General features: G+C 67.0%; 23 protein-coding genes. 12 read left to right on the top strand and 11 right to left on the bottom strand.

Features of this window, described 5'->3' with window-relative positions; translation table 11 throughout:
- Positions 1-13 precede the first annotated feature (13 nt).
- From ASC78_RS10475 to ASC78_RS10445, 7 genes are read left to right on the top strand one after another with little or no spacing between them, the layout of a single operon-like run.
- A complete protein-coding gene (locus ASC78_RS10475) occupies positions 14-421 on the top strand; it encodes a 5-carboxymethyl-2-hydroxymuconate Delta-isomerase (protein ID WP_055800395.1) in 408 nt (135 codons plus the stop codon).
- Between the two features lie 7 nt (positions 422-428).
- The gene (gene hpaH / locus ASC78_RS10470; protein WP_055800392.1) at positions 429-1,232 is read left to right on the top strand and encodes a 2-oxo-hept-4-ene-1,7-dioate hydratase; all 804 of its coding nucleotides are present in this window, start codon (positions 429-431) and stop codon (positions 1,230-1,232) included.
- A gap of 10 nt (positions 1,233-1,242) precedes the next feature.
- Positions 1,243-2,064 (top strand): 4-hydroxy-2-oxoheptanedioate aldolase, encoded by an 822-nt coding sequence (hpaI, locus tag ASC78_RS10465; RefSeq protein WP_055800389.1) that lies wholly within the window; start codon positions 1,243-1,245, stop codon positions 2,062-2,064.
- Positions 2,065-2,086: 22 nt separating this feature from the next.
- Positions 2,087-3,817: a dihydroxy-acid dehydratase gene (gene ilvD, locus ASC78_RS10460; protein WP_055800386.1), complete on the top strand. Its 1,731-nt coding sequence runs from the start codon at positions 2,087-2,089 to the stop codon at positions 3,815-3,817.
- 35 nt (positions 3,818-3,852) lie between these two features.
- Positions 3,853-4,842, top strand: coding sequence for a Bug family tripartite tricarboxylate transporter substrate binding protein (locus tag ASC78_RS10455; protein ID WP_055800383.1), 990 nt, complete (start codon positions 3,853-3,855; stop codon positions 4,840-4,842).
- 18 nt (positions 4,843-4,860) lie between these two features.
- Positions 4,861-5,655, top strand: a complete 795-nt coding sequence (locus ASC78_RS10450) for a class II aldolase/adducin family protein (protein ID WP_055800381.1) — start codon at positions 4,861-4,863, stop codon at positions 5,653-5,655.
- Between the two features lie 13 nt (positions 5,656-5,668).
- Positions 5,669-6,646: a 2-dehydropantoate 2-reductase gene (locus tag ASC78_RS10445; protein ID WP_055800378.1), complete on the top strand. Its 978-nt coding sequence runs from the start codon at positions 5,669-5,671 to the stop codon at positions 6,644-6,646.
- Positions 6,647-6,667: 21 nt separating this feature from the next.
- Here the strand turns inward: ASC78_RS10445 and ASC78_RS10440 are convergent, their stop codons facing one another.
- Positions 6,668-7,606 carry a DMT family transporter gene (locus ASC78_RS10440; protein WP_055800375.1) on the bottom strand — a complete coding sequence of 313 codons (939 nt, stop codon included), beginning with the start codon at positions 7,604-7,606 and terminating at the stop codon, positions 6,668-6,670.
- Positions 7,607-7,700: 94 nt separating this feature from the next.
- Between ASC78_RS10440 and ASC78_RS10435 the strand changes: the two genes are divergently transcribed.
- On the top strand, positions 7,701-8,681 hold the full coding sequence (locus tag ASC78_RS10435) for a LysR family transcriptional regulator (RefSeq protein ID WP_055800372.1): 981 nt from the start codon (positions 7,701-7,703) through the stop codon (positions 8,679-8,681).
- A 182-nt stretch (positions 8,682-8,863) separates the two neighbouring features.
- Here ASC78_RS10435 and alr read toward each other — a convergent pair whose 3' ends face one another.
- Entirely contained in the window at positions 8,864-9,964 is a 1,101-nt protein-coding gene (alr, locus tag ASC78_RS10430) for an alanine racemase (RefSeq protein WP_055800369.1), read from the bottom strand.
- A 170-nt stretch (positions 9,965-10,134) separates the two neighbouring features.
- Here alr and lplT point away from each other — a divergent pair, with 170 nt between their 5' ends.
- From lplT to ASC78_RS10415, 3 genes are all read left to right on the top strand, one after another.
- The gene (gene lplT, locus ASC78_RS10425) at positions 10,135-11,439 is read left to right on the top strand and encodes a lysophospholipid transporter LplT (protein ID WP_055800366.1); all 1,305 of its coding nucleotides are present in this window, start codon (positions 10,135-10,137) and stop codon (positions 11,437-11,439) included.
- 108 nt (positions 11,440-11,547) lie between these two features.
- Positions 11,548-12,438, top strand: coding sequence for a DMT family transporter (locus ASC78_RS10420; protein WP_055800363.1), 891 nt, complete (start codon positions 11,548-11,550; stop codon positions 12,436-12,438).
- A gap of 9 nt (positions 12,439-12,447) precedes the next feature.
- A complete protein-coding gene (locus ASC78_RS10415) occupies positions 12,448-12,936 on the top strand; it encodes a glutathione peroxidase (protein ID WP_055800360.1) in 489 nt (162 codons plus the stop codon).
- A 9-nt stretch (positions 12,937-12,945) separates the two neighbouring features.
- On the opposite strand, the gene ASC78_RS10410 is transcribed toward ASC78_RS10415, so the two are convergent.
- From ASC78_RS10410 to ASC78_RS10370, 9 genes are all read right to left on the bottom strand, one after another.
- On the bottom strand, positions 12,946-13,377 hold the full coding sequence (locus ASC78_RS10410; RefSeq protein WP_055800357.1) for a hypothetical protein: 432 nt from the start codon (positions 13,375-13,377) through the stop codon (positions 12,946-12,948).
- 89 nt (positions 13,378-13,466) lie between these two features.
- On the bottom strand, positions 13,467-14,711 hold the full coding sequence (glcF, locus tag ASC78_RS10405; RefSeq protein ID WP_055800354.1) for a glycolate oxidase subunit GlcF: 1,245 nt from the start codon (positions 14,709-14,711) through the stop codon (positions 13,467-13,469).
- Positions 14,712-14,742: 31 nt separating this feature from the next.
- Positions 14,743-15,855, bottom strand: coding sequence for a glycolate oxidase subunit GlcE (glcE, locus tag ASC78_RS10400; RefSeq protein WP_055800351.1), 1,113 nt, complete (start codon positions 15,853-15,855; stop codon positions 14,743-14,745).
- A gap of 15 nt (positions 15,856-15,870) precedes the next feature.
- Entirely contained in the window at positions 15,871-17,373 is a 1,503-nt protein-coding gene (locus ASC78_RS10395; protein ID WP_055800349.1) for an FAD-linked oxidase C-terminal domain-containing protein, read from the bottom strand.
- Positions 17,374-17,499: 126 nt separating this feature from the next.
- Positions 17,500-18,387, bottom strand: coding sequence for a LysR substrate-binding domain-containing protein (locus tag ASC78_RS10390; protein ID WP_055800346.1), 888 nt, complete (start codon positions 18,385-18,387; stop codon positions 17,500-17,502).
- A 301-nt stretch (positions 18,388-18,688) separates the two neighbouring features.
- Positions 18,689-19,621, bottom strand: a complete 933-nt coding sequence (locus ASC78_RS10385; RefSeq protein ID WP_055802022.1) for an SMP-30/gluconolactonase/LRE family protein — start codon at positions 19,619-19,621, stop codon at positions 18,689-18,691.
- A gap of 263 nt (positions 19,622-19,884) precedes the next feature.
- On the bottom strand, positions 19,885-21,411 hold the full coding sequence (locus ASC78_RS10380; RefSeq protein WP_200934294.1) for an ammonium transporter: 1,527 nt from the start codon (positions 21,409-21,411) through the stop codon (positions 19,885-19,887).
- Positions 21,412-21,439: 28 nt separating this feature from the next.
- Positions 21,440-21,778 carry a P-II family nitrogen regulator gene (gene glnK / locus ASC78_RS10375; protein ID WP_007833403.1) on the bottom strand — a complete coding sequence of 113 codons (339 nt, stop codon included), beginning with the start codon at positions 21,776-21,778 and terminating at the stop codon, positions 21,440-21,442.
- 69 nt (positions 21,779-21,847) lie between these two features.
- Positions 21,848-22,672, bottom strand: a complete 825-nt coding sequence (locus ASC78_RS10370; protein WP_055800339.1) for a TorF family putative porin — start codon at positions 22,670-22,672, stop codon at positions 21,848-21,850.
- A gap of 220 nt (positions 22,673-22,892) precedes the next feature.
- Between ASC78_RS10370 and ASC78_RS10365 the strand changes: the two genes are divergently transcribed.
- Positions 22,893-24,431, top strand: coding sequence for a YifB family Mg chelatase-like AAA ATPase (locus ASC78_RS10365; protein WP_055800336.1), 1,539 nt, complete (start codon positions 22,893-22,895; stop codon positions 24,429-24,431).
- The last annotated feature ends 12 nt before the right edge of the window (positions 24,432-24,443 follow it).

Below are 24,443 nucleotides of genomic sequence, written 5' to 3'. Positions count from 1 at the left end.
ACGGAGCACCCACATGCCGCATCTCGTGATCCTCTACACGCCCAACATCGAAGCCGAAACCGACATGACGACGCTTTGCCGCACGCTGGCCGACACCATGCTGAAGCAGTGCGACGAGGCCGGCAAGCCGGTGTTCCCCATCGGCGGCACGCGTGTTCTGGCCTTCCCAGCCGCGCACCATGCGGTGGCCGACGGCAAGGCCGACTACGCCTTCGTGTATCTCAACCTTCGAATGGCGGCGGGACGCGCCGAAGCTGTGAAGAAAAAGGCCGGCGACGACCTGCTGGCCGACGTGCGCGCGCATTTCGAACCGATCTTCAGCAAACGCCACATCGGCATCACGCTGCAGATCGACGAAAGCCCTGGCCAGGTGTACGACGGCAAGCACAGCAACCTGCATCCTCTCTTCAACAAGCACTAAAGAAACCATGCTCACCGCCGACACCATTGCCAGGCTCGCGGCCGAACTGCACGAGAGCGAGAAGTCGCGCGTGCAGGTCGAGCACTTTTCCAAGCGCTTTCCCGAGATGACGGTGGAAGACGGCTATGCCATCTCGCGCGAATGGGTCAAGGCCAAGATCGCCGAGGGCCGCACCGTGAAGGGCCACAAGATCGGCCTCACCTCGCGGGCCATGCAGTTGTCCAGCCAGATCACCGAGCCCGACTACGGCACCCTGCTCGACGACATGTTCTTCGAGCAAGGCAGCGACATACCGTTCAAGCGCTTCATCGCGCCGCGCATCGAGGTGGAGCTGGCCTTCATCCTCGGCAAGAAGCTGCAGGGCCCGAACGTGACCATCTTCGACGTGCTGGCCGCCACCGACTACGTGGTGCCCGCCATCGAGATCATCGATGCGCGCATCGAACAGTTCGACCGCCACACCAAGGCGCCGCGCAAGGTGTTCGACACCATCGCCGACAACGCGGCCAACGCTGGCATCGTGATGGGTGGCCGGCCGGTGAAGCCCGACGCGGTCGACCTGCGCTGGGTGAGCGCGCTGCTCTACAAGAACGGCGTGATCGAAGAGTCGGGCGTGGCCGCGGCCGTGCTCAACCACCCCGCCACCGGCGTGGCCTGGCTCGCGAACAAGCTCGCGCCGTGGGACGAACACCTCGAAGCCGGCGAGGTGGTGCTCGGCGGCTCGTTCACCCGGCCCACCACCGCCGTGCCCGGCGACACCTTCCATGCCGACTACGGCCCGCTGGGCAGCATTGCCTTCCGTTTTGTCTGAAAGACGCTCCATGCACACACCTCTGAACACTTTCAAGCAGGCCATGCAGGCCGGCGAGCAGAAGATCGGCCTCTGGGTCGGACTGGCCGACGGCTATGTGGCCGAGATTCTTGCGGGCACTGGCTACGACTGGCTGCTGCTCGACGGCGAGCACGCGCCCAACGACGTGCGCTCCGTGCTCTCGCAGTTGCAGGGCATCTCGAGCGCGTGGTCGGCACAGCCCGAATCGGAGCGCTCGCACCCCGTGGTGCGGGTTCCGGTGGGCGACACCACGCTGCTCAAGCAGTACCTGGACATCGGTGCGCAGACCATCCTGGTGCCGATGGTCGACACCGCCGAACAGGCGGCGCGAATGGTCCAGGGGATGCGCTATCCGCCCGAAGGCATCCGCGGCATGGGCAGCGCCCTCGCGCGCGCCTCGCGCTGGCAGGCCTATCCCGGCTACCTGCATGAAGCCAATGCGCAGACCTGCCTGCTGGTGCAGGCCGAGACCGTCGAAGCGATGAAGAACCTCGATGCCATCGCCGCCACGCCGGGTGTGGACGGCGTGTTCATCGGGCCGGCCGACCTCTCGGCGTCGATGGGATTCGTGGGCCAGCCGAACCACCCCGAGGTGCAGGCCGTGATCGCCGATGCCATTGCGCGCATCCGCAAGGCCGGCAAGGCACCGGGCATTCTCTCGACCACCGAGGAGCAGGCGCGCAAATGGCTCGCGGCGGGCGCGCAGTTCGTGGCGGTGGGCGTCGACACCATCCTGCTCACGGCCGCGGCGAAGCAACTGGCGTCTAAATACAAGACCGCCGCAAGCGCTGTGACGCCCAACGGCTATTGAAAACTGTTCGTTTCCCTGCGCCATGACTTCTCCGACCGATCCCAAGCGCTTTCGCTCCGCCACCATCCGCGAAGGCACGATCCGCGCAACCACGCGCAGCTTTCTTCATGCGCTGGGCCAGGACGACGAGGACATCGAGCGTCCGCACATCGGCGTGTTCCACACCGGCGGCGAGATGAGCCCCTGCAACCTCAACCTGCGCGAGCAGGCGCAGCACGCCAAGACCGGCATCTACGCCGGCGGCGGCACGCCGCATGAATGCCCCGTGGTGTCGGTGAGCGACGGGCTCACCATGGCGCACTCGGGCATGCGCTTCTCGCTGATCTCGCGCGAGCTGATTGCCGACAGCGTCGAGGCCTCGACACGCGGCCACCAGTGGGACGGCATCTTTGCCATCGGCGCCTGCGACAAGAACCTGCCGGGTTTGATGATGGGCATGGTGCGCTGCAACGTGCCGAGCGTGTTCGTGCATGGCGGCTCGGCGCTGCCGGGGCAGATGCCCGGGCCCGATGGCCGCGACCTCAACGTGGTCGATACCTACGAGACCATCGGCAAGGTGCTGGCCGGCACCGCCACGCACGACGAACTCGACGCCATGAGCCGTGCCTGCTTGCCCACTGCCGGCGCCTGCGCAGGCCAGTTCACGGCCAACACCATGGGCATGGTGTCCGAGGCGCTGGGCCTCGCGCCCATCGGCTCGAGCATGGTGCCGGCGGTGTTCAGCGAGCGAGCGCCGCTGATGCGCCGCGCCGCTAAAAATCTCATGAAGGCGGTGATGGGCGACAGCCCCCTGCCGCGCGACATCGTCACGCGCAAGGCGCTCGAAAACGCCTGCGCCGTGGTGTCGGCCACGGGCGGCTCCACCAATGCGGCGCTGCACCTGCCGGCCATCGCGCACGAGGCCGGCATCAAGTTCCACCTCGACGACGTGGCCGAGATCTTCGCGCGGACGCCGCTCATCGCCGACTTGCGGCCGGGCGGGCAGTACCTGGCGCGCGACGTGTTTTACATCGGCGGCGCAGGCGTCATTCTCCGCACGCTGATGGAGCAAGGCTTCCTGCACGGCGACGTGCTCACCTTCACCGGCCGCACCATGGCCGAAGAGCTGGCCGATGCCGCCGCGCCTGACGGCCGCGTGGTGCGCGCGGCCGGCAACCCGATCACGCGCGACGGAGGCCTGGCGGTGCTCAAGGGCAACCTCTGCCCGGACGGCGCATTGCTCAAGACCGCGGGCCTCCAGACGCTGGTGCATCGCGGCCCGGCGCGCGTCTTCGAGTCCGAGGAAGAAGCCCAGGCGGCCGTGCAGAACCGCCGCTACCAGCCCGGCGACGTGATCGTGATCCGCAATGAAGGCCCGAAGGGAAGCCCCGGCATGCGCGAGATGCTGGGCATCACCGCCCTGCTCTACGGCCAAGGCATGGGCGACAAGGTGGCGCTCCTCACCGACGGGCGCTTCTCGGGCGCCACGCGCGGCCTGTGCATCGGCTACGCGGGGCCCGAGGCAGCCGACGGCGGACCGATAGCAGCGCTGCGCGACGGCGACATCGTGGCCATCGATGCGCGGGCCGAGGCCCGCAGCATTTCGGTGGAACTGGCGGCGGAAGACATCGCGCGCCGTCTCTCCGAACGTCAGGTAAACGCGGGGGCGCCTCACCGCGGCTTGCTGGAAAAATATGCCCTCACCGTGCGCCCCGCCCACCAGGGCGCCGTGACCCATTCGGGCGCAGTCACCTGGCTGCGCGACGAGTCGTAGCCGCTGAAATCACTATCAACACCCGGAGACAAACCATGACCTTCACCCGCCGCCACATGCTGCAGACCACCGGCGCGTCGGCCCTGCTCGCGAGCCTGGGCCAGCACGCCTTCGCGCAAGCCTCGATCGAAACCGCCACCATCGTCACCGGCTTTGCGGCCGGCGGCACCTCGGACACCACTTGCCGGCGCATCGCGCAAAAACTCAGCCCCGAGTACGCGAAATCCGCCGTGGTCGAAAACCGCACCGGTGCGGGCGGGCAGATTGCCGTGAGCTACGTGAAAGGCCGGCCCGCCGATGGCACCACCATCCTGCAAACGCCGACCTCGATCCTCACGATCTACCCGCACATCTACAAGAAGCTGCCGTACGACCCGATGGTCGACCTCACGCCAGTCAGCATCGCGTGCATCTTCGACTTCGGCTTTGCGGTCGGGCCCGCGGTGCCGGCCAGCGTGAAGACGGTGCCCGAATTCCTGGCCTGGGCCAAGGCCAATCCGGCCGGCGCCAACTTCGGTTCACCCGCCGCGGGTTCCACGCCGCACTTCATCGGCGCGCTGCTGGGCAAGAAGGGCGGCGCGGAGCTCAAGCACGCGGCCTACCGCGGCACGCAGCCGGCCATGCTCGACCTCTTGGGCGGCAACATCTCGGCCGTGTCAGGCCCCATCGGCGACATCACGCAGCACCTGGCCTCGGGCAAGGTGCGCATCCTGGGCGTCTCCGGCGCCAAGCGCAGCCGCTTCGCACCCGACGTGCCGACCTTCGGCGAGCAAGGCATCCACGATATGGCGCACAGCGAATGGTTCGCCTTCTTCCTGCCCGCCAAGGCATCGCCGGAGCTGGTCGCGCGGCTGAACACCGCCATGAAGAACGCGCTCGCGCAGAAGGACGTGATCGACGGGCTCGGCACCTTCGGGCTGGAAGCCATGTCCTCCACGCCGGGCGAATTGACCGATCTGCTGAAGAAAGACACCGCCAAGTGGGCGCCGATTGTCAAGGAAGTCGGCTTCACCGCTGAAGGCTAACCGTATGAAGGAACTGCAATGAACACACTCGCCACTCCCGTGCCGCCATCGGCGCTGGTCCATCCCTCGATCCATCCGGACGAGCGCGCCGCGCGCGAACAGCTTGCGGCCTGCTATCGCGTCTTCGCGATGCTGGGCTGGACCGAGATGATCTACAACCACATCACACTGCGGCTGCCGGACAGCGTGACGGGTGGAGAAAAGCAGTTCCTCATCAACCCTTTCGGGCTGCACTACAGCGAGGTCACGGCCAGCAACCTGGTGAAGATCGACCTGCAGGGCAAGGTGCTCGACGGTTCGAGCCATCCGGTGAACCCGGCCGGCTTCACTGTGCATGCCGCCATTCATGACGGCCTGCCTGGCGCACACTGCGTGATGCACACACACACCACGGCCGGCGTGGCCGTGGCCTGCCTACAGGGCGGCCTGCAGCAGACCAATTTTTATACCGCGCAGCTGCACGGCATGGTGGCGTACCACGACTTCGAGGGCATCACCATCCATGCCGACGAAGGCCCGCGGCTGCTCAAGAGCATCGGCAACCGCAACGCGGTGATCCTGCGCAACCATGGCCTGCTGGCCTGGGGGCAAACGCTGCCGCAGACCTTCGCGATTCTGTGGACGCTGCAACGCGCTTGCGAGATCCAGATGGCGACCTTCTCGATGGGCGCGGCCATTCCGGTGAGCGAAGACATCGCGCAGCGCTGCACGCGCGATGCGCTGCAGTTCAGCCCCGAACATGGCGCGGGGCAGGATGTCTTCGATGCCCTGGTGCGCCAGGTGGACCGTATCGATCCGAGCTACAGAAACTGAGGCGGCCTCTTTCATGAAGATTTGCATCTACGGCGCCGGCGCCATCGGCGGATGGATCGGCGCCGGCCTCGCGCAAGCCGGTGAACGCCTCAACGTGGTGGCGCGTGGCGCGACGCTCGACGCACTGCAACAGGATGGCCTTTCATTGATGCGCGGCGACGTGCGCATGCGCGTGCCCGTCAACGCAGTGGCCGAGCCCGAATCGCTGGGCGTGCAAGACCTCGTGGTCATCGCGGTGAAAGCGCCGGCGCTCGCGGGCGTTGCCGAGCGCATCGGGCCGCTGATCGGACCCGACACGATCGTGCTGGTCGCGATGAACGGCGTGCCGTGGTGGTTTCTCGAAGGCGGCTTCGGCGGAGCCATCACCGGCCACCGCCTCGCGGCCGTGGATCCCGACGGCGCCATTACCCGGGCCATTCCCACGCGCAACGTGATCGGCTGCGTGGTGCATGCGAGCTGCTCGCTCGACGGGCCGGGCGTGGTACGGCATCACTTCGGCAACGGACTGATCGTGGGCGAGCCCTCGGGCGAGGCCACGCCGCGTGTGCAGGAGCTCGTCGCGCTGCTCAAGAGCGCCGGCTTCGACACCACGCTGTCGCCGCAGATCCAGAAGGACGTGTGGTTCAAGCTCTGGGGCAACATGACGGTGAACCCGATCAGCGCGATGACCGGCGTCACCACCGACCTGATCATGGGCGATGACTATGTGCGTGGCTTCATCTCGGCCGTGATGCTCGAGGCGAGGGAGATCGGACGGCGCATCGGCATCGAGATCACGCAGAGCCCGGAGGACCGGCATGCGGTGACGATGAAGCTCGGCGCGTTCAAGACCTCGATGCTGCAGGACGTGGAAGCCGGCCGGTCGGTGGAGCTCGATGCGCTGGTCACCGTGGTGCGCGAGCTGGGCGAACTGACCGGTGTGGCCACGCCGTTCACCGATGCGCTGCTGGGCCTCGCGCGCTTGAAGCTGCGGCAGCTTGGCCTGTATTGATTGGGCGCTCCACGTCCACCTTCAACCCGTCACAGGTTTTCGCGGCATCGTCACCCACCAGGCCGCCACCACGATCAGCAACCCGCCGGCCCAGCCCCAGGCCCCGACCGTCTCCCCGAACCCATACACCGCAATCAACGCCCCGAACACCGGTTCGCTCCCCATCAGCAGCGACACCCGGCTCGGGCTCGAACGCGAGGCCGCATGGTTCTGCGCGAAGAACGCGAAAACCGTGCACAGCAGCACGAGGTAGGCCATGCCCCACCAGAACGAGGCCGTGGCAGGCGGCATGTGCCACGCGCCCTTCGACGCGATGAGCGACAGCGCCGCCGCGCCGAGCGCCATCACGCCCGACTGCACCGCCGTCAGTGTCAGCGCCGACATCGAATGGCGCCCGGCGAGCCTTCGCGTCAAGCAGACCATCACGGCGCGCAGGAAGGCGGCGATCACCATGAGGCCATCGCCCCACCCCACCGAGATGTCCGCGGGCGAAGTGGCCGACAGCATCGCGGCGCCCAGCGCCGACAGGCCCGCCGCCCAGAACATGCGCCGTTCCGGCCGCTGCCCGAGCAGCCACCATTCGACAAAAGGCGTGAGCGCCACGCACAGGCTGATCAGAAACGCGGCGTTGCTCGCCGTGGTGAGCGACACGCCGAAGGTCTCGCAGACGAAGATCGCCAGCAGGTTGGCGCCGAGCAGGCCGCCCACCGCAACGCCTTGCCTCCATTGCGCGTTGAAGAGCGGCTTGAGCGCCGGCAGCAGCACGACGAAGGTCAGCCCGAAGCGCAGCGCGATGAACTCCAGCACGGGCAACTGCTGCGTGGCCTGCTTGGCCACCGCATAGCTGCCGCCCCACACGGCCGCCACGAGCAGCAGCATGATCTCGGCGGCGCCGATGCCGGCCCACTTTCTCCCGCCCCATGCGCCCGGGGCGATGCCGCGCACCTGCTTTGAATCCATACTGTCGGCCCACCGTCCTGAACAACAAAGAAAAGAATTGTTCCGGGCATCACACGGGCCGAACAGCCGTCGGCCGGAACAGGACCCTTGCGCCGTGGGAACGAATTCATTTCTCAAAGTACTGCCGGAGATGGTGACCTTCCTGCGGGTCGCCGAGCTGGGCAGCTTCTCCGCGGCCGCCGATCTGCTGGGCATGACGCCGTCGGCCGCGAGCCGGCAGGTAAAGCGCCTGGAAAAGGAAATCGGCGTGCAGCTGCTCCAGCGCACCACGCGCCAGCTGCGGCTGACCGAACCCGGCGTCGAGGCCTTCGCGCGGTGCCGCGAGTTGGTGCTGGCGGCACAAGGCACGATGGACGTCGCGCAGCAGTTCTCGAAGAAGCCGAGCGGGCTGGTGCGCATCAGCGCGCCAAAGGCCTTTGCGCGGCGCGTGCTGCATCCGCACATCCTCGACTTCCTGCAGCGCCATCCCGAGGTCGACGTGCAGCTCATCGTGGACGACCGCGACATCGATCCGATCCGCGAAGGCGTGGACCTGGTGGTGCGGCTGACGACGAAGCCGCCCGAAGGGCTGGTGGCGCGGCAGCTGATGCCGGTCGCGCACATCCTGTGCGCCTCGCCGAACTACCTGGCAGAGGGCAACGCCGTCGAACACCCGCGCGACCTGCTCGCGCGCAGCTGCCTCTCGCTCGGCGAGCACGAGCGCGACAACCATTGGCGCTTCAAAAAGGGCGATGAAGACGAAGCCGAGGTCGTGGTGCGGGGCCGCTATGTCTCCAACCACAGCGAGGTGCGGCTCGAAGCCGCGCTCGCGGGCCTGGGCGTGGCCTGCGTGCCGGCCTTCATGGCGCAGGAGGCCTTGGAGGACGGCCGCGTCGTGCGGGTGCTGGCCGGCTGGGAATTCCAGGGCAACTACCGCGGGCACGCCTACATCCTCTATCCGCCCAGCCGCTTCACAGTGCCCAAGTGCCGAGTGCTGATCGACCACCTGCTGGACGTGCTGGCTGCCCAGGGCGACGGCCGGAAGAAGCTTAGTGCTTCTTCAGCAGGGTCCGCACGGCCTCGGGCAAGGAGTTGACCTGGGGCATGAAGTGGTCGAGCGCGGCGCCCAGGGCCACAGCAATGCAGAGGCGCTCCACATCAAGAGCAGCGTGAAGCTGCCGATCAGGATGCCGTGCGTTCGCTGGCTGTAGTTGCGGTGCAGGTCGCGCTCGAGCTGTGTCTCCCACAGGCGCACCTAGCGCCAGTTGGAGAGCACCTTCATTCGACTTCGGCCGGAGCGAAGGGCACGCGCTGCGCCACGGCGCACATGAGTTCGTAGCCGACGGTGCCGGCCGCCTGCGCGACCTCGTCGATGGGCAGCACCGCCCCGGTCACGGCCGAGCGGCCCCACAGCGTGACCTCGGCGCCGAACTTCGCGTCGGGCACGGGCGTGAGGTCGACCGTGATCATGTCCATGCTCACGCGGCCCACCATGCGGGTGCGCACGCCGTTCACCAGCACCGGCGTGCCGGTATTGCAATGGCGCGGATAGCCGTCGGCATATCCGACCGCGGCCACGCCGATGGTGAGCGGCCCATCTGCAGTGAAGTTGGAGCCGTAGCCGATGGAGTCGCCAGCCTGGAGGGTCTGCACCCCGATCAATTTTGTCGAGAGCGTCATGGTCGGCTGCAGCTGCCAATGCGCCGCGTCGTGCTGCGGAAAGTCGGGCGCGCTGCCGTACAGCAGGATGCCGGGGCGCACCCAATCGCCACGGGTCTTTTCGGCATGGCGCAGGGTGGCAGCGCTGTTGGCCACGGAGCGTTCGCCCGGCAGGTCGTGCGTGACGCGCTCGAACACCGCCATCTGGTGCGCGATGCCGCGCGCGCCGTCGGCGTCGCTGAAATGCGTCATCAGCGAGATCTCGTCGACCTGCGGAAGCGCGTTGAGGCGCGTCCAGGCGGAGCCGAAGCGCTCGGGCGCGAAGCCCAGGCGGTTCATGCCGGAATTCATCTTGAGGAACACGCGCTGCGGCTTGAGCGTCTTGTGGGCCGCGAGCATGTCGATCTGCTCGTCGCAGTGCACGGTGTGCCAGAGGTCGAGCCGCGAGCACAGCTCCAGGTCGCGCGCGTCGAACACGCCCTCGAGCAGCAGCACCGGGCCGCGCCAGCCGAGTGCGCGCACCCGTTCGGCCTCGGCCAGGTCGAGCAGCGCAAAGCCGTCGGCACCGCGCAGGCCCTCATACACCCGCTCGATGCCATGGCCATAGGCGTTGGCCTTGACCACGGCCCAGACGCGGGCATCGACCGCGGCGCGCCGCGCCCGATCGAGGTTGTGACGGAGCGCGGCGGTGTGAACAGTGGCGAGAATGGGACGCGGCATGGGAAATGTCGGATGTTGAAGACGGGGTTTTAGCATCTTCGCAAGCAGGGCTGTCCAGGTTGGCAACGCTGATTTTTCCGTCGTACCCCCATGCTATAACCGCCCATTCGCCAAACGTCGCAACACTTTCTCACTACTGCCAGCAATCTTCCTGGCCAGCCAGCCCATCGATGAAGCGCGGTTTCTACACGATCATGTCGGCCCAGTTCTTTTCGTCGCTGGCCGACAACGCGATCTTCGTCGTTGCTGTCGAGCTCATGCGAAGCACGGGATCGGCCGAATGGCAGCGCGCTGCGCTGGTGCCGATCTTCGCTGTCTTCTACGTGGTGCTGGCGCCGCTGGTGGGCGCGTTCGCAGACGCCTTGCCCAAGGGGCGGGTGATGTTCATCAGCAACGCGATCAAGGTGGTCGGCTGCCTGATGATGCTGTTCGGCTCGCATCCGCTTCTGGCCTACTCGATCGTGGGGCTTGGCGCCGCGGCCTATTCGCCGGCCAAGTACGGCATCCTGACCGAGTTGCTGCCGGCTTCGCAGCTGGTCAAGGCCAACGGCTGGATCGAAGGCCTGACGATCGCTTCGATTCTTCTGGGCATCGTGCTCGGCGGCTCGCTGGTGGGCCATGCGGTCTCGACCCAGCTGCTGGCCATCGACCTGCCGCTGATCGATACCGGCATCGATTCGCCGGCCGAGGCGGCCATCTCGGTGCTGATCTTCGTCTATGCGCTGGCGGCCTGGTTCAACACGCGCATCCCGCACACCGGTGTCGAGATGCGGCCGTTGCGCAGCAACCCCGCGCACGGCCTGGCGCGCAACATGGTCTCGCTGCTGCCCGACTTCTGGCACTGCAACGCACGCCTGTGGCGCGACAAGCTCGGCCAGATCTCGCTCTCCACCACCACGCTTTTCTGGGGTGCCGGCGCCAACCTCAAGTACATCGTGCTGGCCTGGGCCGCGCTCGCGCTCAACTACAACACCACGCAGGCCACGGCGCTCACCGGCGTGGTCACCATCGGCATGGCTGTGGGGGCGATCGTCGCGTCGATGCGCATGCGCCTGGACATGGCCACGCGCGTGATCCCCATGGGCATTGGCATGGGCCTCCTGGTGATCAGCATGAACCTGATCAGCAACGTCTGGATTGCCGTTCCTTTCCTCATCTTGCTGGGCGGATTGGGCGGCTTCCTGGTGGTGCCGATGAACGCACTGCTGCAGCACCGCGGCCACAACCTGATGGGCGCGGGCCGCTCGATCGCCGTGCAAAACTTCAATGAGCAGGCCTGCATCCTGCTGCTGGGCGGCTTCTATAGCGCCTGCACCGGCCTGGGTCTCTCGGCCTTCGCGGCCATTGGCGCGTTTGGCGGCGTGGTGGCCGGCTGCATGTGGCTCATCCAGCGCTGGCATCATCACAACCTGCGCAAGTACCCCGAAGAAGTCGAGCACCTGCTCGCCATCGCACGCAGCGACAAGCATCATTGACCTCCCCCAGGCTGCGCGCACTTCGTGTCGCTTCGCCCCCCTCACCGGGGGCAACACCGGTGGTCCGGCAAAGCCGGCTCCACGGTGTTCCACGAAAATTTCCGCCACATGCCAGCTCTCGCACTGATTTTTAATGCCTTTGTCTGGGGCGTGTCGTGGTTTCCATTCCGGCACATCGAAGGGCACGGGCTGCATCCCGTGTGGACCACCTGCCTCATCTACGTGGCGATCGCGCTCGCCATGGGATTCTTCCGCCGGCAGGCCTGGCGCGGCTTCGCGGCGTTCCCGATGCTGGTGGCGCTGGGCCTGGCGGCGGGTTTCACCAACCTGGGCTTCAACTGGGCCGTGACGCAAGGCGACGTGGTGCGTGTGGTGCTGCTGTTCTACCTGATGCCGCTTTGGAGCGTGCTGCTGGGCTGGGCGGTGCTGGGCGAGCGGCCGACGGCGGGCGCGCTCGCACGGGTGGCGCTGGCGCTCACCGGCGTGGTGGTGGTGCTCAAGGCGCCGGGTGTCGATTGGCCCGTGCCTTCGAGCCTGCCGGACTGGCTGGGCGTGGCGGCTGGGTTCAGCTTTGCCGTCACCAACATTTTGCTGCGCCACCTGCACGGCGCACCCGGCGAATCGCGCGCCCTGGCGATGTTCAGCGGCTGCGCGCTGGTAGCGGGCATCGCCGCGGCGAGCGGCACTTTGCTGGGTGCCTTCGACTCGCCCCTCGCAGCCACGCCGGGCTGGATCGGATGGGCCGCGGTGCTGGGCATCGGCTTCGTGGTGGCCAACGTCTGCCTGCAGTACGGCGCGGCGCGGCTGGCGGCCAGCGCCACGGCGGTCATCATGCTGTCGGAGGTGCTGTTCGCCAGCGTTTCGTCTGTGGCCCTGGGCGCCGCGCAGATGGATCCGCGCATCCTGGCCGGCGGCGCACTGATCGTTCTGGCGGCCGTGTGGTCCGCGTTTGCGCGAACGCCGGCAGAGGGCGATGATCGTCTTTCGTCTCCCACTTGAGGTACTTTCATGGCCAGCATCTACGACTTCGAAGCCAACCGGATCGACGGCAAGAACGTGAAGCTTTCTGCCTTCAAGGGCAAGGTGCTGCTGATCGTCAACACGGCCAGCCAATGCGGCTTCACGCCGCAGTTCGCCGGGCTCGAGGAACTGCACGAGAAATACGCCGACAAGGGGCTGGTGGTGCTGGGTTTTCCGTCGAACCAGTTCGGCTCTCAAGACCCAGGCACCAACGAAGAAATCGGCGCGTTCTGCACCACCAACTACGGCGTGAGCTTTCCGATGATGGAAAAGATCGACGTCAACGGCAGCAATGCCACGCCGCTCTACCAGTGGCTCACCAAGGAGAAGCCCGGGCTCCTGGGCAGCACCGCCATCAAGTGGAACTTCACCAAGTTCCTGGTCGGCCGCGATGGGCAGGTGCGCAAACGCTATGCGCCGCTCGACACGCCCGCCTCGCTCACGCGGGACATCGAGGCCGCGCTGGCGGCCGGCTGAGACGCTCGCTCAGAAGCGGAAGCTGGCTGTCTTTGAGCCGCCGCCCACCGTCACCGATTGGCTCTTGGCATCGCCGCCGGTCGTGGTGGCGCTGATGGTGTAGCGGCCGGCCGGAATGTCGACCAGGCAAACCGGCCCGCTGGCGCGCCAGGTCAATGAAGGCGCACCGTCGGCACCCTTGATGTCGACCTGCACGTCCGCCAGATAGGCGCCGTCGGCGCGCGCGAAAAGCAGCGCCAGCGGATGGTCCTTCATGGCGGCGCGAATGGCGTTCGATTCGTCCGAGCCGATACCGCCGCAGACATAGCGCACCGCACCCTCGCCCTTCCACTGCGGCATGGCCGACTGTGCCTGTGCCCCGAAGGCGCCGGCCGCGCAGGCGCAGACCAGCAAGGCACGCCGCAAGTTCTTCGAAATGATGAAAGCTTGTACGGAAGACATGAGGCAGGCTCCTGGGAAAATCGGTGCGGCCATGATGCCGTGCCAAGCCGCCCCGCGCGAGTCGGACCAGGGCGCTCTTCGGTGTGCGATCAGGCCTTCGCCAGGGCAGCGTCCAGCAGCTCGACCCAGTGGCGCACCGGCGTTTCCTGGCTGCCGCTTTGCAGATGCGTGATGCAGCCGATATTGGCCGAGGCGATGACGCTCGGCTGCAGCTGCCGCAGGTGGCCGAGCTTGCGGTCGCGCAGCGGATAGGCCAGTTCGGGCTGCAACACCGAGTAGGTGCCAGCCGAGCCGCAGCACAGATGCGATTCGTTCATGGCCACGCGCACGTCGAAGCCGAGTGCGCGCAGATTCGTCTCGACGCCGCCGCGCAGCTTCTGGCCATGCTGCAGCGTGCACGGCGGATGGTAGGCCACCACACCGGCCGGCGCCCGCACGCGAGCCTTCAGCGCGGGCACGAGGTCGGGCAGCAGTTCGCTCAAATCGCGCGTCATGTCGCTGATGCGCGCCGCCTTGGCGGCGTAGGCCGGATCGTTTCGGAGGATGTGGCCGTACTCGCGCACCGTGACGCCGCAGCCCGAGGCGTTCATCACGATGGCTTCGACGCCGCCCGCTTCCGGACCGCGCTCGACCTGCGGCCACCAGGCGTCGATGTTGGCGCGCATCTGCGCCTTGCCACCTTCCTGGTCGTTGAGGTGGAACTTGACGGCGCCGCAGCAGCCGGCTTCCTTCGCGATCACTGTCTGGATGCCGGCCGCGTCGAGCACGCGCGCCGTCGCGCTGTTGATGTTGGGCATCATCGACGGCTGCACGCAGCCTGCGAGCATCAGCATCTTGCGTGCATGCGAGGCTGTAGGCCAGGCGCCGGCCTCCTGCTTCGCGGGCACCTTGGCCTTGAGCGCCTCCGGCAACAGCCCGCGCACCGATTGGCCCAGCGCCATCGCGGGGCCGAAGAGCGGCGACGGCAGCCCTTCCTTCAGCAGCCAGCGCGTGGCCGACTCCATGGCGGGGCGCGGCACTTTCTCGTCGACGATCTTGCGGCCGATGTCGACCAGGTGCCCGTACTGCACGCCGCTCGGGCAGGTGCTTTCGCAGTTGCGGCAGGTCAGGCAGCGGTCCAGGTGCAGCTGCGTGCTGCGCGTCGGCGCCTTGCCTTCGAGCACTTGCTTGATCAGGTAGATGCGGCCACGCGGCCCATCGAGCTCGTCGCCGAGCAGCTGGTAGGTGGGACAGGTGGCGGTGCAGAAGCCGCAGTGCACGCACTTGCGCAGGATGGCTTCGGCCTCGCGGCCGTCGTCGGTGTCGCGGAATTCGGGGGCGAGCTCGGTTTGCATGGGGGGAAATGAAGTGTCGAGTCGCTGGGGCTCAGGCGTCCGCGAGAAGGCGGGCGCGGTCGAAGAGGCTGTGGGGATCGAACTCACGCATCAGGGCATGGTGGATGCGCGCGATGGGAGCGCTCAATGCGTCGAAGCGTCGGGCGCCGGCGCTTGCTGCGGCAGGAGCAGAAGCCATCCTGAACAGCGTGGCATGCCCACCTGCGACATGCGCCGCTTCGCGGATGAGCGATGCCTGCTCGGGCGGCGCCTTGTACCAACGCTGCCCGCCGTGCCATTCGATCAGGGGCGCGCCGACATCGCCGAGGGCGAGGACTGACGCCGTCTGCGGCACCGACAGCCGCCAGAGCGCGGTGCCTGCGTCATCGGCAGTGAACCATCGATGCTGCTGGTCGCGCAGCGATTGCCATGCGGCAACTGCGTTGTCCACGCGCTCGCCGCCCAGGTGCGCGCATGCGGCTTCGACCGCCGCCGCTGCGCCGCGCAGGCGCAGCCGCAGCGTGCCGCTGCCCGCATCCTCGAACCAGCAGCTCGCATTCAAAGGCAACGGCCGCCCGCCCCACTCGTTGAGCAGGCGCAGTGCATCGGCCTGGCTGCACTCAAAGGCCAACGTGGCCTCGGCAGGCGCAACGGGGAGCACCTTGAGGCTCACTTCGGCAATCACGCCCAGCGTGCCGAGGGAGCCCGCCAGCACGCGCGAGACGTCGTAGCCGGCCACGTTCTTCATCACCTGGCCGCCGAAGGCCAGCACTTCGCCGCGGCCGTTGACGAGCGTGGCGCCCAGCACGTAGTCGCGCACCGCGCCCACGCTGGCACGCGCCGGTCCGCTGAGCCCGGCGGCCACCATGCCGCCCACCGTGCCCGAGTCGGCCGCGCCGAAATGCGGCGGCTCGAAAGGCAGGCACTGCCCTTTCTCGGCCAGCGCGGCCTCGAGTTCGGCGAGCGGCGTGCCGGCGCGCACGGTAACGACCAGTTCGCTCGGTTCGTAGCTCGTGATGCCGGTGAGCCCGGTGGTGCTCAAGACCTCGCCACGCGGCGGCTCTCCATAAAAATCCTTGGTGCCGCCGCCGCGGATGCGAAGCGCCGTGGCATCGGCAGCAGCTGCGCGAATGCGCTCGACGATCTGGCTGAGTGCGGGTTCCATGTTTTTTTCTTTGGCTCAGAAGCGCGGCAGGTCGGGGTGCGGCAGCCTGCCGCCGCGCACCACCTGCTTGCCGTATTCGGCGCATCGCTGCAGGGTAGGAATCACCTTGCCGGGATTCAGCAACCCGGCCGGATCGAAGGCGCGCTTGACGCCGAACATCTGTTCGTTCTCGGCCGCGGTGAACTGCACGCACATGCTGTTGAGCTTTTCCACGCCCACCCCATGCTCGCCCGACACGGTGCCGCCCATGACCACGCTGGTCTCGAGGATGTCGGCGCCGAAGAGTTCGCAGCGATGCAGCTCATCAGGATCGTTGGCATCGAACAGCACCAGCGGATGCAGGTTGCCATCGCCCGCGTGGAATACGTTGCAGCAGCGCAGCTTGTATTTTTTCTCCATCTCCTGGATGGCCAGCAGGATGTCGGCCAGCCGCTTGCGCGGAATGGTGGAGTCCAGGCACATGTAGTCGGGGCTGATGCGGCCCGAGGCCGGAAAGGCGTTCTTGCGGCCGCTCCAGAATTTCATGCGTTCGTCTTCGCTGGTGCTCACCGCAATCGCGGTGGCTCCGGAGGAGCGCAGCACGGCGGTCATGCGGCCGATTTCTTCCTCGACTTCTTCGGGCGTGCCGTCGGATTCGCACAGCAGGATCGCGGCCGCATCGAGGTCGTAGCCCGCGCGCACGAAGTCTTCGACCGCGGCGGTCATCGGCTTGTCCATCATCTCGAGCCCCGCGGGAATGATGCCGGCCGCGATCACCGCCGCGACCGCATCACCGGCTTTGCGCACGTCGTCGAAGCTGGCCATGATGCAGCGCGCGAGCTGCGGCTTGGGCACGAGCTTGACGGTGACCTCGGTGGTCACGGCCAGCATGCCTTCGCTGCCGATGACCAGCGCGAGCAGGTCGAGCCCCGGCGCGTCGAGCGCCTCGCCGCCGAATTCGACAGGCTCGCCCTCGGCCGTGAAGCCGCGCACGCGCAGCACGTTGTGCAGCGTGAGGCCGTATTTGAGGCAGTGCACGCCTCCCGAGTTTTCGGCCACGTTGCCGCCGATGGTGCAGGCGATCTGGCTCGACGGATCGGGCGCGTAGTAGAGGTTGAAGGGCGCGGCCGCTTCGCTGATGGCGAGATTGCGCACGCCGCACTGAACTACGGCCGTGCGGCTCACGGGGTCGATCTTCAGGATGCGGTTGAACTTGGCGAGCGAAAGCGTCACGCCCAGCGCATGCGGCATCGCGCCGCCCGAGAGCCCGGTGCCCGCGCCGCGCGCGACCACTGGCACGCCAAGCCCGTGGCAGGTCTTGAGCACCGCCGCCACCTGGGCTTCGGTTTCGGGCAGCGCGACCACCAGCGGGCGCTGCCGGTAGGCGGTGAGGCCGTCGCACTCGTAGGGCGTGGTGTCCTCGGCGTTCCAGATGAGCGCATGCGCAGGCAGGTGGGCTTGCAGGGCGCGCACGATCTGCGACTGGCGGTCGGATTTTTGCAGCGAGTCGTGCTGGACGGGGGTGAGCGGCGCGTTCATGCGGGAGCCTCTTTGGGGCGGATCTGTCTGTCTCGTGGTGTACCGCACTCTACGTAAATGCGCCGGCGCCGGGTTGAAGCTTTTTTGCACCGGGGTTGAGAGAACTTTGCCGCCGGCCTTTTTTCTTCAGCGGAGGCTTTGCGCCAGCCAGTCGACAAAGGCGGCGCATTCCCAGCGATCGAGCGTGCCGGGCTGCCAGCAGATGGTGTGGCGGTGCGGCGAGGGCACGGGCCGGTCGGAGAGCGGCACCAGCCGGCCCGATTCGAACCAGGCGGCGCCCATCTTCAGGCGCACCAGCGCCACGCCGAAGCCGCTCGCGGCCGCGTCGTAGACCAGGCCCAGGTCGTTGAACTGGGAGCCGACGTGCGGCTCGGGCTGGTCGATGCCGCAGCTCGAGAACCAGGTGCCCCAGGGCTCAAGCGGACTTCGAATGAGCCGCGCGCTCGCAATTTCTGCGGCGGTGCGAAAGCCGTTGAACGGGCCGAACTCGTTGAGATAGCTTGGGCTGCAGGCGGGCACCACTTCTTCTTCGAGCAGCAGCCGGTGTTCGCAATCGGCATATGCACCGCTGCCGTAGCGCACTTCGAGATCAGCCTGCTCGGCCGTGACGTCCAGCAGCGGAATGGACACCTGCAGCACCAGTTCGATGTCCGGATAGATGTTGCGGAAGAGTTCGAGCCGCGGCATCAGGAACACACGGCTGAAGGTGGGCGTGACGGCGATGCGCAGGCGTGTGGCACGCTGCTGCTTCGCCGCATTGCCGCCGGGCATGGCTTGCAGCGCCGCAAGGCCGGTGCGCACGTTGGCAAGGTAGGCCGCGCCGTCGGCCGTGAGGCTGAAGTCGCTGCGGCCGAAGAGCTTGAAGCCCACGTGCGATTCGAGCTGGCGGATGCGGTGGCTCACCGCGCTGGGCGTGACACACAGCTCGTCTGCCGCGCGGCCCGCATGCCGCAGCCGCGCCAGGGTCTCGAAGGTCAGCAGGCACTGGATTGGGGGGATGTGCTGCAGGGCCATGCCTTTATCAGGGCGCGTGCACAGGCCACCGGGTACTCCCCTCCGCGAATGTCCCCCGCCTTCGGCTCCTCCTTTATTTCGCTGCGGGGAGTACCCGGCGCCCTGCGCACGCCGGGCGCGGCTGTCGTGCTGGCCGATCAACCAGTGCGCTGAACAACGATCACGTCGATGGGGTGCCTTGCGCAGCGAAATAAAGGAGGAGGCCGCAGGCCGGGGGACATTCGCGGAGAAAGGTACCCCGTCGGCGGGAGCGCGCCATGAATGACCCTCAATGCGACGGACTGAAAAGCAAAGCGTCACCCTAGTCCTCAAAGAAGTTGACAGGTAACCCGGGCGTGTCGACGCGCGTCGATATCACGGCGCCCGAGGCCGGGAGCCGCTCGATCTCGCTGGCAGGCCGACCCTTGCGCCCGCTGGTGACGAAGAGCGTCTTCAGGTCGTCGCCGCCGAAGCACGGCATGGTCGGACACTGAACGGGGACCGGCACCGAACCAACGATCTCCCCCGAAGGCGCGAAGCGCAGCAGCTGTGCACCTTCGAACATCGCGACCCAATAGTGACCCTCGGCATCGACAGTGGCGCCATCGGGTCGGCCTTCGTAGCGCACGGGCGACCCACGGGTCCAGCCTTCGGGCTTGGCCTGAAACTGGTGGAACACGCGCGCATGCGAGAGCGAATTGGCCTCGGCATTCCAAGCCCACGCACGCACCACATGCGCGGCGGTGTCGGCCCAGTAGAGGGTGCCGGCATCGGACGAGAACGCGAGCCCGTTGCCGGTGGTGGACTCGTTGGCCATCTGCGTCAATGTGGGCGCCGCGCCGGTGTCGGTGCGGGCGTCGAAGCAATAGAGCGCGGCATTGGCGCGGTCCTTCGCCTCGTTGAGCGAACCGGCCCAGAAACGGCCCAGCGCATCGCATTTGCCGTCGTTGAAGCGCATGGTGCGCACGTCGTGTTCGACACGCGCCATCGCAACCAGCTCTCCGCCCCATTCGCGGGCCCGGTAGATGCCGTCGCGCAGCGCAATCACGAGGCCGCCGCTCCTGGCCGGCGCCATGCAGCCGGGCTCGGTGGCCAAGCCCCAGCGCTCCACCTTGGCGCCGGGTGTGCCGATTTCGCCGCGCGTGCGCAGCACCGCGCGCCCCGGAATGTCGAGCCAGTAAAGCGCGCGTTCGTGCGGGTGCCAGAACGGCGATTCGCCGAGCTCGCAAAGGCTGTCTTCGAGGGTGGTCCACATGATCTTCGGATTGTGCATCCGCCACCCCGCAGACCAAAAAAAAGCCCGCTGGCGCCGAAGCGCTCGCGGGCTGAACATCCAAAGGAGACCTTGCTGAAAAAATCGATCCGTGTAGTTCTTATAAGCAGCCTTCGCCTCGTATGCCCCCTTCGTGGAACACCGAGGAACCGGCTTTGCCGGGCCTCTGGTGTTGCCCCCAGCAGGGGGGTTGGCGTAGCGACACGAAGTGCGCGAAGACTGGGGGGTTGCCTATTGCTTTGGGGTTACCTGTTATATGCGGTCTCGCCGTGCGAGGAGATGTCGAGGCCTTCGCGCTCTTCTTCTTCCGACACACGCAGGCCGATGGTCAAGTCGGCGATCTTGAAGGCGATGAACGCCACCACGCCCGACCAGACGATGGTCAGCAGCACGCCCTTGAGCTGGATCCAGACCTGCGCGCCGATGCCGTTGGACACGACGGTGGCCGTGACCCAGTCGCCCACGAGGCCGGGGCCGCCGAGTGCCTGGGTGTTGAACACGCCGGTGAGCAGCGCGCCGACGATACCGCCGACACCGTGCACGCCGAACACGTCGAGCGAGTCGTCCGCACCCAGCAGCTTCTTGAGGCCGTTGACGCCCCAGAGGCAGGCGAAGCCGGCGATGAAGCCGATGATGATCGCGCCCATCAGGCCGACGTTGCCGGCGGCCGGGGTGATGGCCACGAGGCCTGCAACGGCGCCCGAAGCGGCACCCAGCATCGAGGCCTTGCCGCGCATCAGCGCTTCACCGATGCACCATGCGAGCACGGCGGCTGCGGTGGCGGTAAAGGTGTTCATGAAGGCGAGCACGGCGCTGGTGCCGGCTTCGAGGGCCGAACCTGCGTTGAAGCCGAACCAGCCGACCCACAGCAGCGAGGCGCCGACCATGGTGAGCGTGAGCGAATGCGGCGTGAAGGCTTCCTTGCCGTAGCCGACGCGCTTGCCGATCACGAAGGCACCGACCAGGCCGGCGACGGCGGCGTTGATGTGCACCACGGTACCGCCTGCGAAGTCGAGGGCGCCCCATTGCCAGATCAGGCCGGCCTTTGCGTTGTTGGCATCCACCACGTTGGCGGCGGTGTAGGCATCAGGGCCGAGCCAGAACCAGACCATGTGGGCCAGCGGCGCATAGCTGAAAGTGAACCAGATCACCATGAACAGCAGCACGGCCGAGAACTTGGCGCGCTCCGCGAAGGCACCCACGATCAGGCAGCACGTGATGCCGGCGAAGGTGGCCTGGAAGGCAGCGAACAGCAGCTCGGGGATGTAGACGCCCTTGCTGAAGGTGGCGCCGGGCGCGAACACGCCGGTGGCCGGATCGAAGATCCCCTTCATGAAGAGCCGGTCGAATCCGCCGAAGAAGGCGTTCCCCTCGGTGAACGCAAGGCTGTAGCCATAGATGAGCCACAGCACCACGATCATCGAGAAGGTGACCATCACCTGCATGAGCACCGACAGCATGTTCTTGCTGCGCACCAGGCCGCCGTAGAACAGGGCCAGGCCGGGGACGGTCATCATGATGACGAGCAGCGTGGACAGCATCATCCAGCTGGTATCACCCTTGTTGAAAGAGGGAGCGGGAGCCGCTGCGGGCGCTGCCTCGGCAGCCGCAGGGGCTGCTGCTGCCGGTGCGGCGGCAGCGGGCGCGGCCGCCGGGGCCGAGGCAGCCGGCGCGGAAGCGGCCGGTGCTTCCGCAGCAGGCGCGGGCGCCTGTGCGAAAGCGGCAGTGAGCACGCTCAAGCCGAGCGCAAGAGAGACAAGCAGTTTTTTCATAGTCGTTGTTCTTTAGAGCCTGGACGGGTCAGAGGGCTTCGCGGCCCGTTTCGCCGGTGCGGATGCGAACCACCTGCTCGAGGTTGTAGACAAAAATCTTTCCGTCGCCGATCTTGCCGGTGCGCGCCGCACCCTCCACGGCTTCGATCACGCGGTCGACGAGGTCGTCGGACACTGCCGCTTCGATCTTGACCTTGGGCAGGAAGTCGACCACGTATTCAGCGCCGCGGTACAGCTCGGTGTGGCCCTTCTGGCGGCCGAAACCCTTGACTTCCGTGACCGTGATGCCTTGCACGCCGATGGCCGACAGTGCTTCGCGCACCTCGTCGAGCTTGAACGGTTTGATGATGGCTGTGACCAGCTTCATGATGACTTTCTCCTTCTTGGATGGATGAATGGTGCGGCAGCTTGGGCCGCACCTTGTTCTTGTGTTTACTTACAGCGTCTTGCTGAGGGTAACGATGAAGCGCGCCTTGTTGGGCGAGTAGTACTGCTGGCCGATGGGGCCGAAGCCGAAGTCGACGCCGGGGTTGCTCAGCGCGAGGTAGGAGCTCTTCTTGTTGGCGCCCTGCACCGAGCCAGCCAGTGCCAGGCCGTTGCCGAAGTCATACGACACGCCCACGTTGTAGTCGACGTAGCTCTTGTAGCCCAGGCTGCGGATGTCGCTGGACATGTGGGTGTAGCCCACGGCCGCCTTCAGCGTGAGCTTGGGCGCGATTTCCTTGCTGTAGGCCAGGTTCAGATAGCCGGTGTTGCGGCCCTTCAGGCCCGAGCCCGACTTGGCGCCCGCGTAGCCGAAGTAGTCCTTGGAGACCGTGTGCGAGTACTTCAGGGTGAACGAGCCGATGGCTTCGTCGGCCCAGGTGCCCGCGCCGTACAGCTCGGTGGTGTTGCCGATCGAGTTGCCCGGGTAGATGTAGGTCAAAGCGCCCACGTCCATGTCGAACGGACCGGCCTTGAACTTGTAGCCGCCGTAGATGTCGCTCTCGATGCTGTTGCCCTGGAGCCAGTTGACGCTGGAGTTCCAGTTGCCGAGGTAGAAGCCGCTTTCGCCGAAGGCGTAGTCGAAGCCGCCCTGGATGGCGGGCTTGAAGCCCTTGGTCTTGGCGTAATCGTTGTTCCCGATCATGTCCTGGTCCTGGCCGCGGAACTTGTAGTTGCTGGTCAGGGCCACGTTCCCCGTAAGCTGGGCGCTCGCCAGCATCGGCAGGGCGGCAAAGGCGGCCACGGCCACTGCCTGGGCGAATTTACGGTGCATCATCGAGACTCCTCGGGGTTGGTTGGAAGTTGGGGGGACACCGTTTCGTAGCAGGGAGCGTGCCAAAGTGCTCGTTCCGCCCTGCCATGGCGCCGTGGCCCGCGCATCCACAAATCCGATGATGAAAAAATTACAACCGTTTCAAGTGCGGGACCGCCGAGCGGGCCCGAGGTGCACAAGCCCGACCCAAAATGGGCGCACCACAATGGGGAGAGGAAGAATAATGAGCCTGTCTTTGGTGCAAAGCCGTGCTTTGCTTGGCCTGGAAGCGGCCAGTGTCACGGTTGAGGTGCATTTGGCCAATGGCCTGCCGAGCTTCACGCTGGTCGGACTGGCTGAAACAGAGGTCAAGGAAGCCCGCGAGCGTGTGCGTTCGGCCATCCAGAACGCCGGCCTCGAATTTCCCAACAACAAGCGGATCACCGTCAACCTGGCGCCCGCCGACCTGCCCAAGGATTCCGGGCGCTTCGACCTGCCTATTGCGCTGGGCATCCTCGCCGCCAGCGATCAGATCCAGCCCGCCCGCCTTGCGGGCCACGAATTTGCCGGCGAACTCTCACTGTCGGGCGAGCTGCGGCCCGTGCGCGGTGCGCTGGCCATGGCACTGGCCCTGCACACCCGCGGCATCGCCACGCGCCTGGTGCTGCCCACCGAAAGCGCACAAGAAGCGGCGCTGGTACCCGGCGGCGAGGTGTACGGCGCCAAGCACCTGCTGGACGTGGTGCGGCGCTTCATGGCCGAAGACGCGGCGCCGCAGCAGGCCGAGCCGCCCGCCGCGGACGGCTGGGCGCGGGTCCACGCCGCGGCGGCCGCGGCCATGCCTCTGTATGCCGACCTGGCCGACGTGAAGGGGCACGCAGGCGCCAGGCGCGCCCTCGAGATCGCGGCCGCGGGCGGACACAGCCTGCTGATGGTCGGGGAGCCCGGCTCGGGCAAATCCATGCTCGCGCAGCGCTTTGCCGGGCTGCTGCCGCCCATGAACGTGGACGAGGCGCTCGAAAGCGCGGCGGTCGCCAGCCTGGGCGGCAGCTTCTCGACCGCGCGCTGGATGACCCGGCCGACTTCGGCGCCGCACCATACGTCCAGCGCCGTCGCGCTGGTGGGCGGCGGCTCGCCCCCGCGGCCGGGCGAGATCTCGCAGGCGCACCACGGCGTGCTGTTTTTGGATGAGTTTCCCGAGTTCGCGCGTTCCGCCCTCGAGGCGCTGCGCGAGCCGCTCGAAACCGGCACCATCACCATCGCGCGGGCTGCCCGGCGCGCAGAGTTTCCAGCCCGCTTCCAGCTCATTGCGGCCATGAACCCCTGCCCTTGCGGCTATCTGGGTTCGACGCTGAAGGGCTGCCGCTGCACGCCCGACCAGATCTTGCGCTACCAGGGCAAACTCAGCGGCCCGCTGCTCGACCGCATCGACCTGCACATCGAAGTGCCCGCCGTTTCGGCGCAACAGCTGCTCGGCGCGCCCGCCGGGGAATCAACCGCCAGCATCCGCACCCGCGTGATCGCCGCGCGCGAATTCGCGCTGCGGCGCCAGGGCAGCCCCAACCAGGCGCTGCAGGCCGGCGCCATCGACAAGCACGCCGCGCTGGACGATGCGGCGCGCAAGTTCATGGTGAATGCCGCCGCCAAGCTCGGCTGGTCGGCGCGCAGCACGCACCGCGCGCTCAAGGTGGCGCGCACGGTGGCCGACCTGGCGGATGCCGAGTCGGTGCGGGCGGAACACGTGGCGGAGGCGGTGCAGTACCGCCGGGCTTTGCGACACTGAAACCGATTGGCA

It is taken from the genome of Variovorax sp. Root318D1, from assembly GCF_001424835.1.
Classification (GTDB): Bacteria; Pseudomonadota; Gammaproteobacteria; order Burkholderiales; family Burkholderiaceae_C; genus Variovorax.
The sequence above is the reverse complement of the archived record's forward strand: the minus strand, read 5'-3'. Positions and strand labels throughout refer to the sequence as shown.

What these genes read in the sequence shown, in the direction of transcription:
- ASC78_RS10475 (WP_055800395.1), top strand. Translation starts at nt 14, where the DNA reads ATGCCGCATCTCGTGATCCTCTACACGCCCAACATCGAAGCCGAAACC.
- hpaH (WP_055800392.1), top strand. Translation starts at nt 429, where the DNA reads ATGCTCACCGCCGACACCATTGCCAGGCTCGCGGCCGAACTGCACGAG.
- hpaI (WP_055800389.1), top strand. Translation starts at nt 1,243, where the DNA reads ATGCACACACCTCTGAACACTTTCAAGCAGGCCATGCAGGCCGGCGAG.
- ilvD (WP_055800386.1), top strand. Translation starts at nt 2,087, where the DNA reads ATGACTTCTCCGACCGATCCCAAGCGCTTTCGCTCCGCCACCATCCGC.
- ASC78_RS10455 (WP_055800383.1), top strand. Translation starts at nt 3,853, where the DNA reads ATGACCTTCACCCGCCGCCACATGCTGCAGACCACCGGCGCGTCGGCC.
- ASC78_RS10450 (WP_055800381.1), top strand. Translation starts at nt 4,861, where the DNA reads ATGAACACACTCGCCACTCCCGTGCCGCCATCGGCGCTGGTCCATCCC.
- ASC78_RS10445 (WP_055800378.1), top strand. Translation starts at nt 5,669, where the DNA reads ATGAAGATTTGCATCTACGGCGCCGGCGCCATCGGCGGATGGATCGGC.
- ASC78_RS10440 (WP_055800375.1), bottom strand. Translation starts at nt 7,606, where the DNA reads ATGGATTCAAAGCAGGTGCGCGGCATCGCCCCGGGCGCATGGGGCGGG.
- alr (WP_055800369.1), bottom strand. Translation starts at nt 9,964, where the DNA reads ATGCCGCGTCCCATTCTCGCCACTGTTCACACCGCCGCGCTCCGTCAC.
- lplT (WP_055800366.1), top strand. Translation starts at nt 10,135, where the DNA reads ATGAAGCGCGGTTTCTACACGATCATGTCGGCCCAGTTCTTTTCGTCG.
- ASC78_RS10420 (WP_055800363.1), top strand. Translation starts at nt 11,548, where the DNA reads ATGCCAGCTCTCGCACTGATTTTTAATGCCTTTGTCTGGGGCGTGTCG.
- ASC78_RS10415 (WP_055800360.1), top strand. Translation starts at nt 12,448, where the DNA reads ATGGCCAGCATCTACGACTTCGAAGCCAACCGGATCGACGGCAAGAAC.
- ASC78_RS10410 (WP_055800357.1), bottom strand. Translation starts at nt 13,377, where the DNA reads ATGTCTTCCGTACAAGCTTTCATCATTTCGAAGAACTTGCGGCGTGCC.
- glcF (WP_055800354.1), bottom strand. Translation starts at nt 14,711, where the DNA reads ATGCAAACCGAGCTCGCCCCCGAATTCCGCGACACCGACGACGGCCGC.
- glcE (WP_055800351.1), bottom strand. Translation starts at nt 15,855, where the DNA reads ATGGAACCCGCACTCAGCCAGATCGTCGAGCGCATTCGCGCAGCTGCT.
- ASC78_RS10395 (WP_055800349.1), bottom strand. Translation starts at nt 17,373, where the DNA reads ATGAACGCGCCGCTCACCCCCGTCCAGCACGACTCGCTGCAAAAATCC.
- ASC78_RS10390 (WP_055800346.1), bottom strand. Translation starts at nt 18,387, where the DNA reads ATGGCCCTGCAGCACATCCCCCCAATCCAGTGCCTGCTGACCTTCGAG.
- ASC78_RS10385 (WP_055802022.1), bottom strand. Translation starts at nt 19,621, where the DNA reads ATGTGGACCACCCTCGAAGACAGCCTTTGCGAGCTCGGCGAATCGCCG.
- ASC78_RS10380 (WP_200934294.1), bottom strand. Translation starts at nt 21,411, where the DNA reads ATGAAAAAACTGCTTGTCTCTCTTGCGCTCGGCTTGAGCGTGCTCACT.
- glnK (WP_007833403.1), bottom strand. Translation starts at nt 21,778, where the DNA reads ATGAAGCTGGTCACAGCCATCATCAAACCGTTCAAGCTCGACGAGGTG.
- ASC78_RS10370 (WP_055800339.1), bottom strand. Translation starts at nt 22,672, where the DNA reads ATGATGCACCGTAAATTCGCCCAGGCAGTGGCCGTGGCCGCCTTTGCC.
- ASC78_RS10365 (WP_055800336.1), top strand. Translation starts at nt 22,893, where the DNA reads ATGAGCCTGTCTTTGGTGCAAAGCCGTGCTTTGCTTGGCCTGGAAGCG.